21 protein-coding genes and 1 tRNA gene are annotated in these 16,173 nt (G+C 59.2%); 21 read left to right on the forward strand and 1 reads right to left on the reverse strand.

Annotated features, from left to right (window positions below; all coding sequences use genetic code 11):
- Window positions 1–126: 126 nt before the first annotated feature.
- Both I5S59_RS16880 and I5S59_RS16885 read left to right on the forward strand, forming a co-directional pair.
- Window positions 127–552 carry an HIT family protein gene (locus I5S59_RS16880; protein WP_197877635.1) on the forward strand — a complete coding sequence of 142 codons (426 nt, stop codon included), beginning with the start codon at window positions 127–129 and terminating at the stop codon, window positions 550–552.
- A gap of 3 nt (window positions 553–555) precedes the next feature.
- On the forward strand, window positions 556–762 hold the full coding sequence (locus tag I5S59_RS16885; protein WP_128322371.1) for a SlyX family protein: 207 nt from the start codon (window positions 556–558) through the stop codon (window positions 760–762).
- A 68-nt stretch (window positions 763–830) separates the two neighbouring features.
- Here I5S59_RS16885 and I5S59_RS26525 read toward each other — a convergent pair whose 3' ends face one another.
- Entirely contained in the window at window positions 831–1,421 is a 591-nt protein-coding gene (locus I5S59_RS26525; protein WP_197877636.1) for a cold-shock protein, read from the reverse strand.
- A gap of 321 nt (window positions 1,422–1,742) precedes the next feature.
- Between I5S59_RS26525 and I5S59_RS16895 the strand changes: the two genes are divergently transcribed.
- From I5S59_RS16895 to I5S59_RS16985, 19 genes are all read left to right on the forward strand, one after another.
- A complete protein-coding gene (locus tag I5S59_RS16895) occupies window positions 1,743–2,216 on the forward strand; it encodes a Dps family protein (protein WP_128322369.1) in 474 nt (157 codons plus the stop codon).
- Window positions 2,217–2,461: 245 nt separating this feature from the next.
- A complete protein-coding gene (locus I5S59_RS16900) occupies window positions 2,462–2,791 on the forward strand; it encodes a ribbon-helix-helix domain-containing protein (RefSeq protein WP_197877637.1) in 330 nt (109 codons plus the stop codon).
- 93 nt (window positions 2,792–2,884) lie between these two features.
- Window positions 2,885–3,106 carry an FmdB family zinc ribbon protein gene (locus I5S59_RS16905; RefSeq protein ID WP_197877638.1) on the forward strand — a complete coding sequence of 74 codons (222 nt, stop codon included), beginning with the start codon at window positions 2,885–2,887 and terminating at the stop codon, window positions 3,104–3,106.
- Between the two features lie 94 nt (window positions 3,107–3,200).
- Window positions 3,201–4,976 carry an aspartate--tRNA ligase gene (gene aspS, locus I5S59_RS16910; protein ID WP_128322901.1) on the forward strand — a complete coding sequence of 592 codons (1,776 nt, stop codon included), beginning with the start codon at window positions 3,201–3,203 and terminating at the stop codon, window positions 4,974–4,976.
- Between the two features lie 120 nt (window positions 4,977–5,096).
- On the forward strand, window positions 5,097–5,843 hold the full coding sequence (locus I5S59_RS16915; RefSeq protein ID WP_128322367.1) for a YebC/PmpR family DNA-binding transcriptional regulator: 747 nt from the start codon (window positions 5,097–5,099) through the stop codon (window positions 5,841–5,843).
- A 116-nt stretch (window positions 5,844–5,959) separates the two neighbouring features.
- Window positions 5,960–6,484 (forward strand): crossover junction endodeoxyribonuclease RuvC, encoded by a 525-nt coding sequence (gene ruvC, locus I5S59_RS16920; RefSeq protein ID WP_197877639.1) that lies wholly within the window; start codon window positions 5,960–5,962, stop codon window positions 6,482–6,484.
- A 108-nt stretch (window positions 6,485–6,592) separates the two neighbouring features.
- Complete coding sequence (gene ruvA / locus I5S59_RS16925; protein ID WP_038613864.1) at window positions 6,593–7,201, forward strand: Holliday junction branch migration protein RuvA; 609 nt, start codon at window positions 6,593–6,595, stop codon at window positions 7,199–7,201.
- The gene (ruvB, locus tag I5S59_RS16930; RefSeq protein WP_197877640.1) at window positions 7,202–8,257 is read left to right on the forward strand and encodes a Holliday junction branch migration DNA helicase RuvB; all 1,056 of its coding nucleotides are present in this window, start codon (window positions 7,202–7,204) and stop codon (window positions 8,255–8,257) included. It begins immediately after the preceding gene.
- Window positions 8,258–8,383: 126 nt separating this feature from the next.
- Window positions 8,384–8,839, forward strand: a complete 456-nt coding sequence (ybgC, locus tag I5S59_RS16935; RefSeq protein ID WP_128322364.1) for a tol-pal system-associated acyl-CoA thioesterase — start codon at window positions 8,384–8,386, stop codon at window positions 8,837–8,839.
- Between the two features lie 2 nt (window positions 8,840–8,841).
- Window positions 8,842–9,537 (forward strand): protein TolQ, encoded by a 696-nt coding sequence (gene tolQ / locus I5S59_RS16940; RefSeq protein ID WP_128322363.1) that lies wholly within the window; start codon window positions 8,842–8,844, stop codon window positions 9,535–9,537.
- Between the two features lie 14 nt (window positions 9,538–9,551).
- Complete coding sequence (gene tolR / locus I5S59_RS16945; RefSeq protein ID WP_065761580.1) at window positions 9,552–10,004, forward strand: protein TolR; 453 nt, start codon at window positions 9,552–9,554, stop codon at window positions 10,002–10,004.
- Window positions 10,004–11,080: a cell envelope integrity protein TolA gene (tolA, locus tag I5S59_RS16950; protein WP_197877641.1), complete on the forward strand. Its 1,077-nt coding sequence runs from the start codon at window positions 10,004–10,006 to the stop codon at window positions 11,078–11,080. The genes tolR and tolA overlap by 1 nt, the downstream gene beginning before the upstream one ends.
- A gap of 53 nt (window positions 11,081–11,133) precedes the next feature.
- Window positions 11,134–12,378, forward strand: coding sequence for a Tol-Pal system beta propeller repeat protein TolB (gene tolB, locus I5S59_RS16955; protein ID WP_232239803.1), 1,245 nt, complete (start codon window positions 11,134–11,136; stop codon window positions 12,376–12,378).
- Window positions 12,379–12,444: 66 nt separating this feature from the next.
- A complete protein-coding gene (gene pal, locus I5S59_RS16960; RefSeq protein WP_028943075.1) occupies window positions 12,445–12,942 on the forward strand; it encodes a peptidoglycan-associated lipoprotein Pal in 498 nt (165 codons plus the stop codon).
- Window positions 12,943–12,948: 6 nt separating this feature from the next.
- The gene (ybgF, locus tag I5S59_RS16965) at window positions 12,949–13,767 is read left to right on the forward strand and encodes a tol-pal system protein YbgF (protein ID WP_197877642.1); all 819 of its coding nucleotides are present in this window, start codon (window positions 12,949–12,951) and stop codon (window positions 13,765–13,767) included.
- A gap of 158 nt (window positions 13,768–13,925) precedes the next feature.
- Window positions 13,926–14,573: a 7-carboxy-7-deazaguanine synthase QueE gene (gene queE, locus I5S59_RS16970; RefSeq protein ID WP_197877643.1), complete on the forward strand. Its 648-nt coding sequence runs from the start codon at window positions 13,926–13,928 to the stop codon at window positions 14,571–14,573.
- Window positions 14,574–14,587: 14 nt separating this feature from the next.
- Window positions 14,588–15,262: a 7-cyano-7-deazaguanine synthase QueC gene (gene queC / locus I5S59_RS16975; protein WP_197877644.1), complete on the forward strand. Its 675-nt coding sequence runs from the start codon at window positions 14,588–14,590 to the stop codon at window positions 15,260–15,262.
- A gap of 61 nt (window positions 15,263–15,323) precedes the next feature.
- Window positions 15,324–15,399: transfer RNA gene (locus I5S59_RS16980), tRNA-Lys, on the forward strand.
- 87 nt (window positions 15,400–15,486) lie between these two features.
- Entirely contained in the window at window positions 15,487–16,173 is a 687-nt protein-coding gene (locus I5S59_RS16985; protein ID WP_197877645.1) for a peptidoglycan DD-metalloendopeptidase family protein, read from the forward strand.

A 16,173-nucleotide genomic window follows, 5' to 3' on the forward strand; every position in this document is an offset into this window, starting at 1 on the left:
TCGACGTGTTGGCGCGGGCTTGGCCATGTACCGGTGGGCGAACGGCGGTATCCTGATCACCTGTGGCCTGCTGCGCGGGTTAAACTGGCGCGGGCAACGTACTAAATAGTTTCAGGAGAGCTCCCTGTGTTTGCTTTGGATCTGCGTCTTAAAGACGACACCTATGTGCTTGGGGATTTTCCTCTTTGCCGATTGCTGTTAAGCAAGGATGCGAACTATCCCTGGTTCATCCTGGTGCCGCGCCGTGCCGATATCAGTGAGTTGTTTCAATTGAATGACGCCGATCAGGCGCAGCTCTGGAAAGAAACCACTTTTCTGGCCGAAGTCCTGAAAGATGGTTTTGACGCCGACAAGATGAATGTTGCAACCCTGGGCAATGTTGTCGCGCAACTGCATATGCATGTCATTGTTCGTCGGCGTAACGATCCTGCCTGGCCGTCTCCGGTATGGGGGCACACGCCAGCCACTGCTTACACCAATGAACAGGTTGCTCAGTTGCGCGAGCGGCTGAAAGCGTTACTCAATGATGACTTCACAGTTGCCGAGGTGTGAGCAATGACACTTGAAGCGCGGGTAACCGAGTTGGAGAGTCGCCTGGCATTCCAGGACGATACGTTGCAGGCCCTGAACGATGTGCTGGTCGATCAGCAGCGCGTGGTGGAGCGTTTGCAGTTGCAGATGGCGGCCTTGCTCAAGCGTTATGAGGAAATGGTCGGCCAGTACCAGAGCAGCGAAGAAGAAGCGCCGCCGCCTCATTACTGATCTGCCCGGCGTGCAGGCAATAAAAAACCGCGGTCGCCAAGGCGCCGCGGTTTTTTATTGCAGCACGATCAGCGGCGGGGCGCGGCAATCACGTCTTCGGCCTGCAGGCCTTTGTCGCGGTTCATTACCGAGAACTCCACGCGTTGACCTTCGACCAGCACGCGATGGCCTTCACCGCGGATAGCGCGGAAGTGAACGAAGATGTCATCCCCTGAGTCGCGGGAGATGAAACCGAAGCCCTTGGAGGTGTTGAACCACTTGACCGTGCCGGTATCTCGGTTGGTCATGTCGTACTGGGTGTGCTGCTGGCTGCGCGCGCTACCGGTTTTGAGGAAACCGGCAATCAGGTGCAGGAGTACTGCCAGCAGGGTGCTGCCCAGGGCGGGCAGGTTACCCAGTTCCGGGCGCGCCAGCAGGGTCAGTGTCTGCAGTACCACCGCCGCCACCAGCAAGACACTGGCCGCGCGCTGCAGGTGCAGGCGTGTGCCTTTATAGTGCTGTGGCAGTACCGGGGCGAGGAGCAGGTTGAGCAGCCCGAAAAGTGCCAGGTAGACGGCCTCCGGTTGCTGCAGCAGGGGCGCTGCGTCGGTACGCAGGCTGGGTATGAAGGACAGCAGCAAGGCTGCAACGCCCGTCAGCAAGTGGACGATCTTGAACATGTTGGTTGGCTCACATTAATAAGGCATATCACAGGAAGAGCTGACATCACGGCGCGCATCGGCTTAAAAAGCGCAAAAACGTGAGAAAAGGTCAGCCTATGCGCCTCTGGTTTGACTATCGTCAGAGGCGGCACGCTGCCTATTTAACAGCAAAGCCCAAGGCATCTCAAATCATCGGCAAACCGTGTGTCGATTGCTGTGGGCACGGGCCTGCGGTACCTGCAGCACTGTGTCGCGGTCAGAAGGCTGCGGTGCCGGGAAAGTATTGATACAGTGAGACGGACCTGCTTGATGATCAAGCATCATGGAAAGGGGAATGGCATGGCTATTGATATCGGTATCAGCGAAGAAGATCGCAAGTCCATTGTCGATGGGTTGTCGCGACTGTTATCGGATACTTATGTACTTTATCTGAAGACCCATAACTTTCACTGGAACGTGACTGGCCCGGCCTTCCGCACGTTGCACTTGATGTTCGAAGAGCAATACAACGAACTGGCCCTGGCCGTGGATTCGATTGCCGAGCGCATTCGTGCGCTGGGCTTCCCGGCACCGGGTGCCTATTCGATTTATGCCCGGCTTTCTTCCATTAAAGAGGAGGAAGGGGTGCCGGCGGCCAACGAGATGATCAAGCAGCTGGTCGAGGGGCAGGAGGCGGTGACCCGCACCGCCCGCAGTATCTTCCCGTTGCTCGACAAGGTCAGTGATGAGCCGACGGCCGACCTGCTGACCCAGCGCATGCAGGTGCACGAGAAAACTGCCTGGATGCTGCGTTCGCTGCTGGAAGGCAAGTAACCCGGCAGCCTCCGGACAGAAGCAGAATAATTGCCCGGATTAACCGCAGGTTCGGGCAATTTTTACTATCAGGGAAAGCATTCTACCGTTGCAATAAACCTGCTCACTTGCCGAGTAGTCCTACAGACAGAGTAAGCCAGTCTGCTGGAAGCAATAAATACGTCAGCGCTTTATTAGGGGACGCTCCTGAGTGAAGGCAATCGCTCGGGGTTATTTCCCTGTTAATCAGCGCGAGTGGTGGTTGTATGTCTTCATGGATGAATCGCGGAAGCCGGGTGTCGGGTAAGGCGGGCACGAAAGGCGTCGATCCGTTCGACGCAGGCTTTAATATGGGGCTGGCCCAGCCGTTGTCGCGCTCGGTGCGCTTGAACGGATTCGCGACCTGTTTGCGCCTGGAGGAAATCTACTGGCGCATTCTCGAGCGAATCGCCGAGGCCAATCAGTGCTCGGTCAACGCGGTGTTGTCCTATGTCGACCGTGAAGTGCACCTGCGTCATGGCGGGGTTAAAAATTTCAGCGGCCTGATCCGGGTGGTCTGTGTGGCGTATCTGCTCGGTGGACAGGTGGCACGCTAGTCGGTTGCCGGGCTGCACAGCACTCCTTAACCATATATAATCCCGCTCTTTACTGCCTGAATCAGCCTGTGCTGTGGTTAACGAGACGCGCCTATGCCCCTGTACGACTATCAATGTGCTTCCTGTAATCACCAGATGGAAGTCCTCCAGAAGATCAGCGCCGCAGCGCTGACCGATTGCCCGGCGTGTCAGAAGCCCGAGCTGAAGAAACTGATTTCTGCCCCGGGCTTCCGCCTGGGCGGTACCGGCTGGTACGAAACCGATTTCAAGACCGGCGCGAAAAAGAACCTTGCAAGCGGCGACAAGGCCGACTGAGTTGAATTGCACCGGCAGGGTCTTGCACTATTAGCCCTTTGGGGCGCCAAGGCCTCCACTGAACACACGAATGACGAGAAGCGAAACCACCATCATGATGCGCAGCCATTATTGCGGCCAACTGAACGAGAGCCTGGAAGGTCAGGAAATTACCCTTTGCGGATGGGTCCATCGTCGCCGCGACCACGGCGGGGTGATTTTCCTCGATATCCGTGACCGCGAAGGCATGGCCCAGGTCGTCTTCGACCCGGATCGCGCAGAAAGCTTTGCCGCCGCCGACCGCGTGCGCAGCGAATACGTGGTACAGATCACCGGCAAGGTGCGTCCGCGTCCGGCTGGCGCTGTGAACGCCAACATGGCCTCCGGTGCCATCGAAGTACTGGGTTACGAGCTGACCGTTCTCAACGAGGCCGAAACCCCGCCGTTCCCGCTGAACGAATTCTCCGATGTTGGCGAAGAAACCCGCCTGCGCTACCGCTTCATCGACCTGCGTCGTCCGGAAATGGCCGAGAAGCTGCGTCTGCGTTCGCGCATCACCTCCAGCATCCGTCGTTACCTCGACGAGAACGGCTTCCTCGACGTCGAGACGCCGATCCTCACCCGTGCCACGCCAGAAGGTGCGCGTGACTACCTGGTGCCAAGCCGTACCCACGCCGGCAGTTTCTTCGCCCTGCCGCAATCGCCTCAGCTGTTCAAGCAGCTGCTGATGGTCGCCGGTTTCGACCGCTACTATCAGATCGCCAAGTGCTTCCGTGACGAAGACTTGCGTGCCGACCGTCAGCCGGAATTCACCCAGATCGACATCGAGACCAGCTTCCTCGACGAGTCCGAGATCATGGGCATTACCGAGAAGATGATCCGCAAGCTGTTCAAGGAAGTGCTGGACCTGGAATTCGGCGAATTCCCGCACATGACCTTCGAAGAGGCCATGCGCCGCTACGGTTCCGACAAGCCTGACCTGCGTAACCCGCTGGAATTGGTAGACGTCGCCGACCAGCTCAAGGACGTCGAGTTCAAGGTCTTCAGTGGTCCGGCCAACGATCCTAAATGCCGCGTTGCCGCGCTGCGCGTGCCGGGTGCTGCGAGCATGCCGCGTAGCCGCATCGACGAATACACCAAGTTTGTCGGCATCTACGGTGCCAAAGGCCTGGCGTACATCAAGGTCAACGAGCGCGCCAAGGGCGTCGAAGGCCTGCAGTCGCCAATCGTCAAGAACATCCCCGAGGCCAACCTGAACGTGATCCTCGATCGCGTTGGTGCGGTCGATGGCGACATCGTGTTCTTCGGCGCCGACAAGGCCAAGATCGTCAGCGAAGCGCTGGGTGCGCTGCGTCTGAAGGTCGGTACCGACTTCAACCTGCTCACCTGCGAGTGGGCGCCGATGTGGGTCGTCGACTTCCCGATGTTCGAAGAGAACGACGACGGCAGCTTCACCGCGTTGCACCACCCGTTCACCGCGCCGAAGTGCTCGCCTGAAGAGCTGGAAGCGAACCCGGCAACGGCGCTGTCGCGTGCCTACGACATGGTCCTCAACGGTACCGAGCTGGGTGGCGGTTCGATCCGTATCCACCGCAAGGAAATGCAACAGGCGGTCTTCCGTCTGCTGGGTATCGAGGCGGCCGAACAGGAAGAGAAGTTCGGCTTCCTGCTTGACGCCCTGAAGTTCGGTGCACCACCGCACGGTGGCCTGGCCTTCGGCCTGGACCGTCTGGTCATGCTGATGACCGGCGCCCAGTCGATTCGTGAAGTCATCGCCTTCCCGAAAACCCAGAGCGCTGCGTGCGTCATGACCCAGGCGCCTGGCCTGGTCGACGCCAAGGCCCTGCGTGAGCTGCATATCCGTCTGCGCGAACAGCCCAAGGCTGAGTAAGCGGACCCCGGGCGCATCCAAATGGATGCGCCTTTGCGTTAAGCAGTACTGATTTTATGGTTCCTGCCGGGTTTGTGCCGGGCAGGGGCATGGCATTGTTTCAAAGGATTCGGAGTCGTTATGGCTGGTCATTCCAAATGGGCAAACATCAAGCACCGCAAAGAGCGTCAGGACGCCAAGCGGGGCAAGATCTTCACCAAGTGGATTCGTGAGCTGACCGTTGCCGCCAAGCAAGGCGGTGGCGATCCGGGCTCCAACCCGCGTCTGCGTCTGGCTCTGGACAAGGCCCTGGGTGCCAACATGAGTCGCGACATCATCGACCGGGCCATTGCCCGCGGTGCTGGTGCGACCGAAGCCGATAACGTTGAAGAGCTCAGCTACGAAGGCTACGGTCCGGGTGGCGTGGCGATCATGGTCGAGGCCATGACCGACAACCGCAACCGTACCGCTGCTGCCGTGCGTCATGCCTTCAGCAAGTGCGGTGGCAATCTTGGCACCGACGGGTCCGTGGCTTACCTGTTCGAGCGTAAGGGGCAGATCAGTTTTGCGCCGGGCGTCGATGAAGATGCGCTGATGGAAGCGGCGATGGAGGCCGACGCTGACGATGTGGTCAGCAATGAAGACGGCTCCTTCGACGTGTTCACCTCGTTTGCCAGCTTCTATGCCGTGCGCAATGCGCTGGAAGAGGCCGGCTTCAAGGCGGCGGACGCGGAAATCGTCATGCAGCCGACCACCAGTGCCGAACTGGACCTGGACGGCGCACAGAAGGTGCTCAAGCTGATCGACATGCTTGAAGACCTGGACGATGTACAGAACGTCTACTCCAATGCCGAGATTTCCGACGAAATCATGGAAAGCCTCGGCTAAAGTACAGCCCTGGCTGGTTGGAAGCCGGATCCGCCTGCAGTCGTGTTACGACTGACGGCGGGTCCGGCTTCTGTCTTTACAACGACGCGACGCGCGTCAATGAATACGCAGGCGTTATGACTCTGATTCTTGGCATCGACCCTGGCTCGCGCATCACCGGCTATGGGGTGGTGCGCCAAGGGGCACGGGGCTGCGAGTATGTGGCTTCCGGCTGTATCCGTACCGGCAGCGGCGAGTTGCCTGAACGTTTGCAGATCGTGTTTCGCGGTGTCCGCGAGATCATCAGCCAATACGGGCCGGTAACCATGGGCATCGAGCGGGTGTTCATGGCCCGTAATGCGGACTCGGCACTGAAGCTGGGGCAGGCCCGCGGGGCGGCGATCGTCGCGGCGATTGAAGCAGGGCTGGAAATCGCCGAATACAGTGCAACCCAGGTCAAACAGGCGGTTGCCGGTACCGGTGGGGCCAACAAGGAGCAAGTACAACTGATGGTCATGCACCTGCTCAAGTTGACGCAAAAGCCCCAGATTGATGCCTCGGACGCACTGGCAATTGCCCTGTGCCATGCGCATACGCGCTCCAGTTTGCTGCCGCATGGCCTGGGCACTGCACGCAGTCGCAGCGGGCGCCTGCGGCTCTGATAGCATCATGCGCTGAAACAAATTTTGACCGCGCAATGCCTTGGCGCATTGCATTTGCTGTTAGGGTTGACCGGTTGTTTGCCGGCGCCCATGAGGAAGGATGGCAACGTGATTGGACGTTTGCGCGGCACCCTGGCTGAAAAGCAGCCGCCGCACCTGATTGTTGATGTCAATGGCCTGGGCTATGAGCTCGAAGTGCCAATGACCACCCTTTACCGCCTGCCCAAGGTCGGCGAGGCGGTGACCCTGCACACCCACCTGGTGGTGCGCGAAGACGCTCACCTGCTTTATGGCTTCCATGAGAAGCGCGAGCGGGAGCTGTTCCGCGAGCTGATCCGCCTCAACGGCGTCGGCCCCAAGCTGGCCCTGGCATTGATGTCGGGCCTGGATGTCGACGAACTGGTACGCTGCGTCCAGGCACAGGATGCCTCGGCACTGGTCAAGGTGCCCGGCGTTGGCAAGAAGACCGCTGAGCGCTTGCTGGTCGAGCTCAAAGACCGCTTCAAGGCCTGGGAAACCTCGCCGGCCATGTTTGCCCTGGTGCCCAACGGGCCGCTGCCACTGGCAACGGTTTCCAGCGCCGAGGCCGATGCCGTCAGTGCCCTGATTTCCCTGGGCTACAAGCCCCAGGAAGCCAGCAAGGCGGTGGCTGCTGTCGATGCCAAGGGCCTGAGTAGCGAAGAGCTGATCCGCCGCAGCCTGAAGGGAATGATCTAAGTGATTGAAGCCGATCGATTGATAGCCGCCACCGGGCGTGACCGCGAAGAGGTCCAGGACCGGGCGATTCGCCCGCTGCGCCTGGCCGAGTACATCGGTCAGCCGGTGGTGCGCGAGCAGATGGCCCTGTTCATCCAGGCTGCCCGCGGGCGCAGCGAGTCGCTGGACCACACCTTGATCTTCGGCCCGCCCGGGTTGGGCAAAACCACCCTGGCCAACATCATCGCCCAGGAAATGGGCGTGTCGATCAAGAGCACCTCGGGGCCGATCCTTGAGCGCCCGGGCGACCTGGCGGCCTTGCTGACCAACCTCGAGCCGCACGATGTATTGTTCATTGACGAAATTCATCGGCTATCGCCGATTGTCGAAGAAGTGCTGTACCCGGCCATGGAAGATTTCCAGCTCGACATCATGATCGGTGAGGGACCGGCAGCGCGCTCGATCAAGCTCGACCTGCCTCCGTTCACCCTGGTGGGTGCAACCACGCGTGCGGGCATGTTGACCAACCCGTTGCGCGACCGCTTCGGCATTGTCCAGCGCCTGGAGTTCTACAACACCGAAGACCTGGCGACCATTGTCAGCCGGTCTGGTGGCATCCTCGGTTTGCCGATCGAAGACGAAGGCGCCTTCGAGATCGCTCGCCGTGCACGAGGCACGCCGCGGATCGCCAACCGCCTGCTGCGTCGGGTACGGGATTTTGCCGAGGTGCGTGGCAAAGGCCATATCACCAAGTCGATTGCAGACCTGGCGTTGAACCTGCTGGACGTCGATGAACGCGGCTTTGATCATCAGGACCGGCGCCTGCTGTTGACCATGATCGAGAAGTTCGATGGCGGACCGGTGGGCGTCGACAGCCTGGCTGCAGCGATCAGCGAAGAGCGTCATACCATTGAGGATGTGCTCGAGCCCTACCTTATCCAGCAGGGTTACATCATGCGTACGCCGCGGGGCAGGGTGGTAACGCGGCACGCCTACCTGCATTTCGGTCTGAATATCCCCAATCGCCTGGGCGAGTCGGTCAACGGCGAGGGTTTTTCTGCGCCGACCGATGAATGACAGATTTATCCGGTGTTTTTGTGGTCCTATCGGCTGTCACGGAAGGACCACGCTGGCAATACGACATAATCGATGAAAAAACAGTTGCCGGGGCGGATTGGCAAGCTGAGGAGTAAGCACTAGAGTATGCGCGCGCAAAATGGGCTTGAGCCGTTCGCACACCGTTGTCGGGTCTACTACGAAGACACCGATGCGGGCGGCGTGGTGTATTACGTCAACTACCTGAAATTCATGGAGCGTGCCCGCACCGAGCGGTTACGCGCACTGGGCTTTGCCCAGTCGGCATTGGCGCAGGACAACCTGCTGTTCGTGGTCCACTCCAGCGAAGCGCGCTATCACGCGCCTGCGCGGCTGGACGATGAACTGCGGGTTACCGCACACGTGCTTGAATTGAACCGCGCCAGCCTGCGCTTCGTACAGCAGGTCTGGCGTGAAAGCGATGCAACGCTGCTCTGTGAAGGGCAGTTCCTGGTGGCCTGTGTGCGCGCCGATACTTTCAAACCCCGGGCCATTCCCCCAGCGCTGCGTACGGCATTTGCCGAGGCTGGCGATCCGGGTACTCATTCAAATGCAGGAGATTAAGCGTGGAAGCTAACGTCGTCGACCATACCTCCATGTGGAGCCTGGTCAGCAATGCCAGCATCGTGGTGCAGCTGGTCATGCTGGTTCTGGTTGCCGCATCGGTAACGTCATGGATCATGATTTTCCAGCGCAGCACCATGCTGCGCGCCGGTCGTCGAGCCCTGGACAGCTTCGAAGAGCGCTTCTGGTCGGGTATCGACCTGTCCAAGCTGTACCGTCAGGCCGGTAGCAATCCGGACCCGGACTCGGGTGTCGAGCAGGTGTTCCGTGCCGGCTTCAAAGAGTTCTCGCGTCTGCGCCAGCAACCGGGCGTTGATCCTGATGCGGTCATGGAAGGTGTCGGGCGTGCGATGCGCGTTGCGATCTCCCGTGAGGAAGAGAAGCTCGAGCAGAGCCTGCCGTTCCTGGCAACCGTGGGTTCCACCAGCCCGTACATCGGTCTGTTCGGTACCGTATGGGGCATCATGAACTCCTTCCGCGGCCTGGCCAGTGCTCAGCAGGCCACCCTGGCCACCGTTGCCCCGGGTATCGCCGAGGCGCTGATTGCCACCGCCATCGGCCTGTTCGCCGCGATTCCAGCGGTTATTGCCTACAACCGTTTCGCTGCCCGCAGTGAAGTCTTGATCGGCCGTTACTACACGTTCGCCGACGAGTTCCAGGCCATCCTGCACCGTAAAGTGCACACCAGCGAAGAGTGATCAGGTAAAAGCCCATGGCCCGAGTTCGCCACAAACGCAAGCCGGTCGCCGAGATGAACGTGGTGCCTTACATCGACGTGATGTTGGTACTGCTGGTCATCTTCATGGTGACCGCACCCATGCTCAACCAGGGCGTCAAGGTTGATCTGCCCAAGGTTTCCAGCGAAGCCTTGCCGCAGGACAACAACGTTCAGGTCCTGACCATTTCGATCAAGGCTGACAAGACCTATTACTGGAACCTTGGCAGCGAAGTCGACACCGACAAGCAGATGGACAAGGCCATGACCTTGCCGCAAATGACCGACGCCGTGACCAAGATCATTGCCGCCGGACGTGATCAGGGCAAACAGACCCAGGTCTTCATCCGTGGCGACAAGTCTGTCGACTACGGCGCGGTCATGGGTGCCATGGGCGGGTTGCAGAAGGCTGGTGTCGGTAACGTTGGCCTGATTACCGAGGCGCCCTGATGCAACAGCGAGAGCCATCCGCCTCGGAAAGCTATTTCTGGCCCAGCGTCTGGGCCATTGCGCTGCACGTTCTGGTGTTCGGCATGCTGTTCGTCAGTTTTGCCATGACCCCTGAATTGCCGCCGGCCAAGCCTATTGTCCAGGCAACCCTGTACCAGCTGAAATCGAAAAGTCAGGCCACCACCCAGACCAATCAGAAGATTGCGGGTGAAGCGAAGAAAACCGCTTCGCGCCAGACCGAAGAAGAGCAGATGGAGCAGAAGAAGGTCGAGCAGCAGGCAGTAAAAGCTGCGGAACAAAAGAAAGAAGAAGCTGCTCAAAAGGCGGAAGAAGCGCGCGCCGAAGCCGAAGCGAAGAAAGCCGAGGAAGCCAAGAAGGCTGACGAAGCGAAGAAAACCGCCGAAGCCAAGAAAGCCGAAGAGGCGAAAAAGGCCGCCGAGAAGCAGCAGGCAGACATCGCCAAGAAGAAGGCCGAAGAGGAAGCCAAGAAACAGGCTGAGGAAGAGGCCAAGAAAACGGCGGCAGAAGAAGCCAAGAAAAAAGCAGCCGAGGACGCCAAGAAGAAGGCGGCCGAGGATGCCAAGAAGAAAGCAGTGGCCGAAGAGGCGAAGAAAAAGGCTGCTGAAGACGCGAAGAAGAAAGCCGCAGCCGATGCGGCCAAGAAGAAGGCACAGGATGCAGCCCGCAAGGCGGCAGAAGACAAGAAAGCCCAGGCTTTGGCCGAGCTGCTGTCTGATACCACCGAACGGCAACAGGCATTGGCTGACGAGCAAGGCGACCAGGTAGCCGGCGATTTCGACGACCTGATCCGTGCGCGTGCAGCTGAAGGCTGGGCACGTCCCCCTTCTGCGCGCAAGAACATGACGGTGGTTCTGCAGATCGGCATGTTGCCAGATGGCACCATTACCTCGGTGAGCGTAGCCCGCTCCAGTGGTGACGGTCCGTTCGACAGCTCGGCTGTTGCAGCGGTGAAGAACATTGGTCGCCTAACCGAAATGCAGGGCTTGAAACCGAGCGAATTCAATCCCTATCGTTCATTCAAGATGACATTCACACCTGAGGATCTAGCCTTGTGATTAAACTTCTTCGAGGACTGCTGGTCGCTCTCTGCTGCGTAGCAGGGATCGCCATGGCAGAAGAAAAGAACATTCTGGTCACCAGCGGTAGTGACCGCGCCACGCCGATCGCGGTCGTGCCGTTCGGTCTGCAGGGCGGCAGCGTGCTGCCGGAAGACATGGCTGACATCATCGGCAATGACCTGCGCAACTCTGGTTATTACTCGCCGATTCCGCGCCAGAACATGATCAGCCAGCCAAGCCAGGCCAGCGAAGTCATCTTCCGTGACTGGAAAGCGCTGGGTGCCCAGTACGTGATGGTCGGCAGCATCGTGCCGGCAGGCGGTCGCCTGCAGGTGCAGTACGCGCTGTTCAACGTCGCCACCGAGCAGCAAGTGCTGACCGGCAGCGTCTCGGGCAGTGTCGATCAGCTGCGCGACATGTCGCACTACATTGCTGACCAGTCGTTCGAGAAACTCACCGGCATCAAGGGTGCGTTCTCTACTCGCATGCTGTACGTGACGGCCGAGCGTTTCTCCACCAACAACACCCGCTACACCCTGCAGCGTTCGGACTACGACGGTGCGCGTGCGGTGACCCTGCTGCAGTCGCGTGAGCCGATCCTGTCGCCACGTTTTGCACCTGATGGCAAGCGTATTGCCTATGTGTCGTTCGAACAGAAGCGTCCGCGTATTTTCGTACAGCACATCGACACTGGTCGTCGTGAGCAGATCACCAATTTCGAAGGCCTCAATGGTGCACCCGCCTGGTCGCCGGACGGTTCGCGCCTGGCATTCGTGCTGTCCAAGGACGGCAACCCGGACATCTATGTAATGAACATGGGTTCGCGTCAGCTGTCGCGCGTTACTGCAGGCCCGGGTATCAATACCGAGCCGTTCTGGGGTAAGGATGGTTCCACCATCTACTTCACTTCCGACCGCGGTGGTAAACCACAGATCTATAAAACCAGTGTTTCTGGTGGTGGTGCCGAGCGTGTAACTTTTGTAGGCAACTACAACGCCAACCCTAAACTTTCGGCGGATGAAAAGACCCTGGTGATGATTCATCGTCAACAAGGTTTCACCAACTTCAAGGTGGCGGCGCAAGATTTGCAACGCGGTAGTGTAAAGATTCTCTCGGAAACAAGTCTTGATGAGTCTCCTACTGTTGCGCCCAACGGCACCATGCTAATCTACGCCACCCGCCAGCAGGGCCGGGGAGTCTTGATGCTCGTCTCTCTCAACGGACGCGTGAGGCTCCCGCTTCCTACCGCTCAAGGCGAAGTCAGAGAACCGTCCTGGTCCCCTTACCTGAACTGATGCGGCGCTTCACGCTTTACGCTTTACGTTGTACTTAACACATTGGGGTTCATTAGGAGTTTCACGATGGAAATGCTGAAGTTTGGTAAGTTTGCTGCGCTGGCTCTGGCCATGGCCGTAGCCGTAGGTTGCTCTTCGAAAGGCGGTGACGACGCAGGTCAAGGCGCTGTCGACCCTAACGCTGGTTACGGTGCCAACACTGGCGCTGTTGACGGCAGCCTGAGCGAAGAAGCTGCTCTGCGCGCAATCACCACCTTCTACTTCGAATACGACAGCTCGGACCTGAAGCCAGAAGCCATGCGCGCTCTGGACGTTCACGCCAAGGATCTGAAAGGCAACGGCGCTCGCGTCGTGCTGGAAGGCAACACCGACGAGCGCGGTACTCGCGAATACAACATGGCTCTGGGCGAGCGTCGTGCGAAAGCCGTTCAGCGCTACCTGGTACTGCAAGGCGTTTCTCCTGCCCAGCTGGAACTGGTTTCCTACGGCGAAGAGCGTCCAGTTGCCACCGGCAACGACGAGCAGTCCTGGGCTCAGAACCGTCGCGTCGAACTGCGTAAGTAATTCGATATGCGAATGTGCCGTCGTGCTGTAACCGTCCTGGCGCTCAGCCTGCCACTCGTGGCATGGGCTGAGGTTCCTGTTGTTGATGACAACGCTGGCTATAGCGGCGCAAGCAGCTATCCGCCATCGGGTTATGGTACGAACGGCGCCTACGCCGGGGGAGGGGTTACGGCCCCTGCCTCGGCGCAGGGTCAGCTGTTCATGCAACTGCAGCAGATGCAAGATCAGTTGTCGCGTCAACAAGGCATCATCGAAGAGTTGCAAAACGATGTGGCACGCATGAAACAGGAGAGCCTGGAGCGTTACCAGGACCTGGATCGGCGTATTGGAAGCGGTGTTGCACCTGCCGCCACTCCTGATAATTCCGCTGCCGGTGGCGCTGCCGCCGCCGGTGCTGCTGCAGGCGCTGCCAGCGCGCAAGCTCCTGCAGCCAGTAGCGAACCTGGCGATCCGGCCAAAGAGAAGCTCTATTACGACGCTGCCTTTGACCTGATCAAAGCCAAGGATTTCGACAAGGCCAGCCAGGCGTTCAACGCCTTTCTGCGCAAATACCCCAACAGTCAGTACGCGGGCAATGCCCAATACTGGCTGGGTGAGGTGAACCTGGCCAAAGGCGACCTGCAAGCTGCAGGGCAAGCCTTCGCCAAGGTCAGCCAACTGTACCCGAAGCACAACAAAGTGCCGGATTCCCTGTACAAGCTGGCTGACGTTGAGCGCCGCCTGGGGCACACCGACCGGGTCAAAGGCATCCTGCAACAAGTCGTGACCCAATACCCGGGTACCTCGGCCGCCCAGCTGGCCCAGCGCGACCTGCAGAAGCTCTGATTCAAGCGTTTCAAAGAAACCCGCGCTCGCCGCGGGTTTTTTCGTTAGAATCTCTGCCCTTTTATTTGAATACGCTGCTGCGAACTGCGCGATGCCGGGTTCTCAGCAGTGCCTGACGGAGGCGGACAGCCTGTTTAGCTGTTACGCCCGTGGCGACTATGCAAGACACATTACGTATTACCGAGGTTTTTTACTCTTTGCAGGGTGAAACGCGTACCGCTGGCCTGCCCACGGTATTTGTCCGTCTCACCGGCTGCCCGCTGCGCTGCCAGTACTGCGACAGCGAATACGCCTTCAGCGGCGGCAGCATTCGCACCCTCGATTCGATCCTTGAGCAGGTTGCCGGCTTCAAGCCGCGCTATGTCTGTGTCACCGGTGGTGAACCGCTGGCCCAGCCCAATGCCATTCCTTTGCTTACACAGCTCTGTGATGCCGGCTACGACGTTTCGCTGGAAACCAGTGGTGCGCTGGATATTTCCAAGGTGGACGCTCGCGTCAGTCGGGTTGTCGACCTGAAAACCCCGGGGTCCGAGGAAGTGCACCGCAACCGCTACGAGAACATCGAGCTGCTGACCGCCAATGATCAGGTCAAGTTCGTTATCTGCTCTCGCGAGGACTACGACTGGGCGGTGTCAAAGCTGATTCAGTATGGTCTGGAGAAGCGCGCGGGTGAGGTGCTGTTCTCGCCAAGCCACCATCAGGTGAGCGCCACGGACCTGGCGGACTGGATCGTGGCAGACAATTTGCCGGTTCGTTTTCAGATGCAGCTGCACAAGCTGCTGTGGAATGACGAGCCAGGGCGCTGACAGGAGTGAATGCAATGACTGAGAAACGTGCGGTAATCCTGCTTTCCGGTGGCCTGGATTCGGCCACTGTGGTGGCCATGGCCAAAGCCGATGGCTATAAGTGCTACACCATGAGTTTTGACTACGGCCAGCGTCATGGCGCCGAGCTCGACGCTGCGGCGCGTGTAGCCCGTGACCTCGGTGTAGTCGAGCACAAGGTGATCGGCTTGAACCTGGACGGTATCGGCGGTTCGGCACTGACCGACAGCAGCATCGACGTGCCCGAGGCCCCGACTGAAGGCATACCGGTAACCTACGTGCCGGCACGCAACACGGTGTTCCTGTCCCTGGCCCTGGGCTGGGCCGAGGTGCTCGACGCACGGGATATTTTCATCGGTGTGAACGCCGTGGACTATTCTGGTTATCCAGACTGCCGTCCAGAGTTTGTCGAGGCGTTCGAGCGCATGGCCAACCTGGCGACCAAGGCCGGTGTAGAGGGGCAGGGCTTTCGCATTCAGGCGCCGCTGCAGAACCTCAGCAAGGCGCAGATCGTTCAGGCCGGCATGGTCCGTGGCGTGGACTACAGCCTGACGGTTTCCTGCTACCAGGCGGACGATGAAGGCCGTGCCTGTGGCAAATGTGACAGCTGCCGCCTGCGTGCCGATGGCTTCAAAGCGGCCGGTGTAGAAGACCCAACACGATATTTTTAAACTTTTTTGCGATGGGGTGTTGATTTCCTGTTAGAAATCAGTATTATACGCGCCATCCAACGGGTCGTTAGCTCAGTTGGTAGAGCAGTTGGCTTTTAACCAATTGGTCGTAGGTTCGAATCCTACACGACCCACCATACGCTGTAAGAGAGAGCCCGCGTCCTGAGAAGGTCGCGGGCTTTTTCGTTTTCGGCCATTTTTCCTTACCAGTGGGTGCGCGCGCCGTGTTGTTCAGATTAATTCTGGTCGCCATGTTGTTGGCGATTTCTGCATGCAGTTCTCAACCCACCGGCTCAGGTGGCGACACCGCCAAAGTGGTGGGCGGTGCCTACAAGGTCAAACGCGGTGATACGCTGTATTCGATCGCTACACGCCATGGCTGGAACTTCAAGGAACTGGCGCGCTTCAATGGCATCAGCCCGCCGTACGCGGTCAATGTCGGCCAGACCATCCGCTTTGGCGGTTCGAAAACCACCACCACACGTACCACGGCCAGCGCCAGCAAAGGCAAACCGGTCGCTGCAACCACCAAGGTAACCTTGCGCGGCTGGGCCTGGCCGCTGCAGGGGCCGGTGATTGGCCGCTACTCTGCCGCCGACAAGCTCAACAAGGGCATCCGCATCGCCGCCACTGCCGGGCAGCCGGTGTTCGCCAGCCTGGATGGCAAGGTGGCGTTTGCGGTGAACATCCGTGGCTATGGCAACCTGATCATCCTCCAGCACGGCGTATCCCACGCCAGCGTGTATGGCCACAACAGCAAAATGCTGGTCAAGGAAGGGCAGACTGTCAGCAAGGGCCAGAAGATCGCCGAAGCCGGGGACCTGGATACCGATCGGGTGCAGTTGTACTTCGAGATTCGCCAGAACGGCAAACCGATCGATCCGTTGAGCGTGTTGCCAGCAGCCAGCTGA

It is taken from the genome of Pseudomonas alkylphenolica, from assembly GCF_016009175.1.
GTDB classification, from domain to species: Bacteria; Pseudomonadota; Gammaproteobacteria; order Pseudomonadales; family Pseudomonadaceae; genus Aquipseudomonas; species Aquipseudomonas alkylphenolica_B.

Bases quoted from the DNA above. Each gene is read 5' to 3' on its own strand.
- I5S59_RS16905 (WP_197877638.1), top strand. From the start codon at position 2,885: ATGCCCCTGTACGACTATCAATGTGCTTCCTGTAATCACCAGATGGAA.
- aspS (WP_128322901.1), top strand. From the start codon at position 3,201: ATGATGCGCAGCCATTATTGCGGCCAACTGAACGAGAGCCTGGAAGGT.
- I5S59_RS16915 (WP_128322367.1), top strand. From the start codon at position 5,097: ATGGCTGGTCATTCCAAATGGGCAAACATCAAGCACCGCAAAGAGCGT.
- queE (WP_197877643.1), top strand. From the start codon at position 13,926: ATGCAAGACACATTACGTATTACCGAGGTTTTTTACTCTTTGCAGGGT.
- tolA (WP_197877641.1), top strand. From the start codon at position 10,004: ATGCAACAGCGAGAGCCATCCGCCTCGGAAAGCTATTTCTGGCCCAGC.
- ybgF (WP_197877642.1), top strand. From the start codon at position 12,949: ATGCGAATGTGCCGTCGTGCTGTAACCGTCCTGGCGCTCAGCCTGCCA.
- queC (WP_197877644.1), top strand. From the start codon at position 14,588: ATGACTGAGAAACGTGCGGTAATCCTGCTTTCCGGTGGCCTGGATTCG.
- ruvC (WP_197877639.1), top strand. From the start codon at position 5,960: ATGACTCTGATTCTTGGCATCGACCCTGGCTCGCGCATCACCGGCTAT.
- I5S59_RS16900 (WP_197877637.1), top strand. From the start codon at position 2,462: ATGTCTTCATGGATGAATCGCGGAAGCCGGGTGTCGGGTAAGGCGGGC.
- pal (WP_028943075.1), top strand. From the start codon at position 12,445: ATGGAAATGCTGAAGTTTGGTAAGTTTGCTGCGCTGGCTCTGGCCATG.
- ybgC (WP_128322364.1), top strand. From the start codon at position 8,384: ATGCGCGCGCAAAATGGGCTTGAGCCGTTCGCACACCGTTGTCGGGTC.
- tolR (WP_065761580.1), top strand. From the start codon at position 9,552: ATGGCCCGAGTTCGCCACAAACGCAAGCCGGTCGCCGAGATGAACGTG.
- I5S59_RS16895 (WP_128322369.1), top strand. From the start codon at position 1,743: ATGGCTATTGATATCGGTATCAGCGAAGAAGATCGCAAGTCCATTGTC.
- tolB (WP_232239803.1), top strand. From the start codon at position 11,134: ATGGCAGAAGAAAAGAACATTCTGGTCACCAGCGGTAGTGACCGCGCC.
- I5S59_RS16885 (WP_128322371.1), top strand. From the start codon at position 556: ATGACACTTGAAGCGCGGGTAACCGAGTTGGAGAGTCGCCTGGCATTC.
- I5S59_RS26525 (WP_197877636.1), bottom strand. From the start codon at position 1,421: ATGTTCAAGATCGTCCACTTGCTGACGGGCGTTGCAGCCTTGCTGCTG.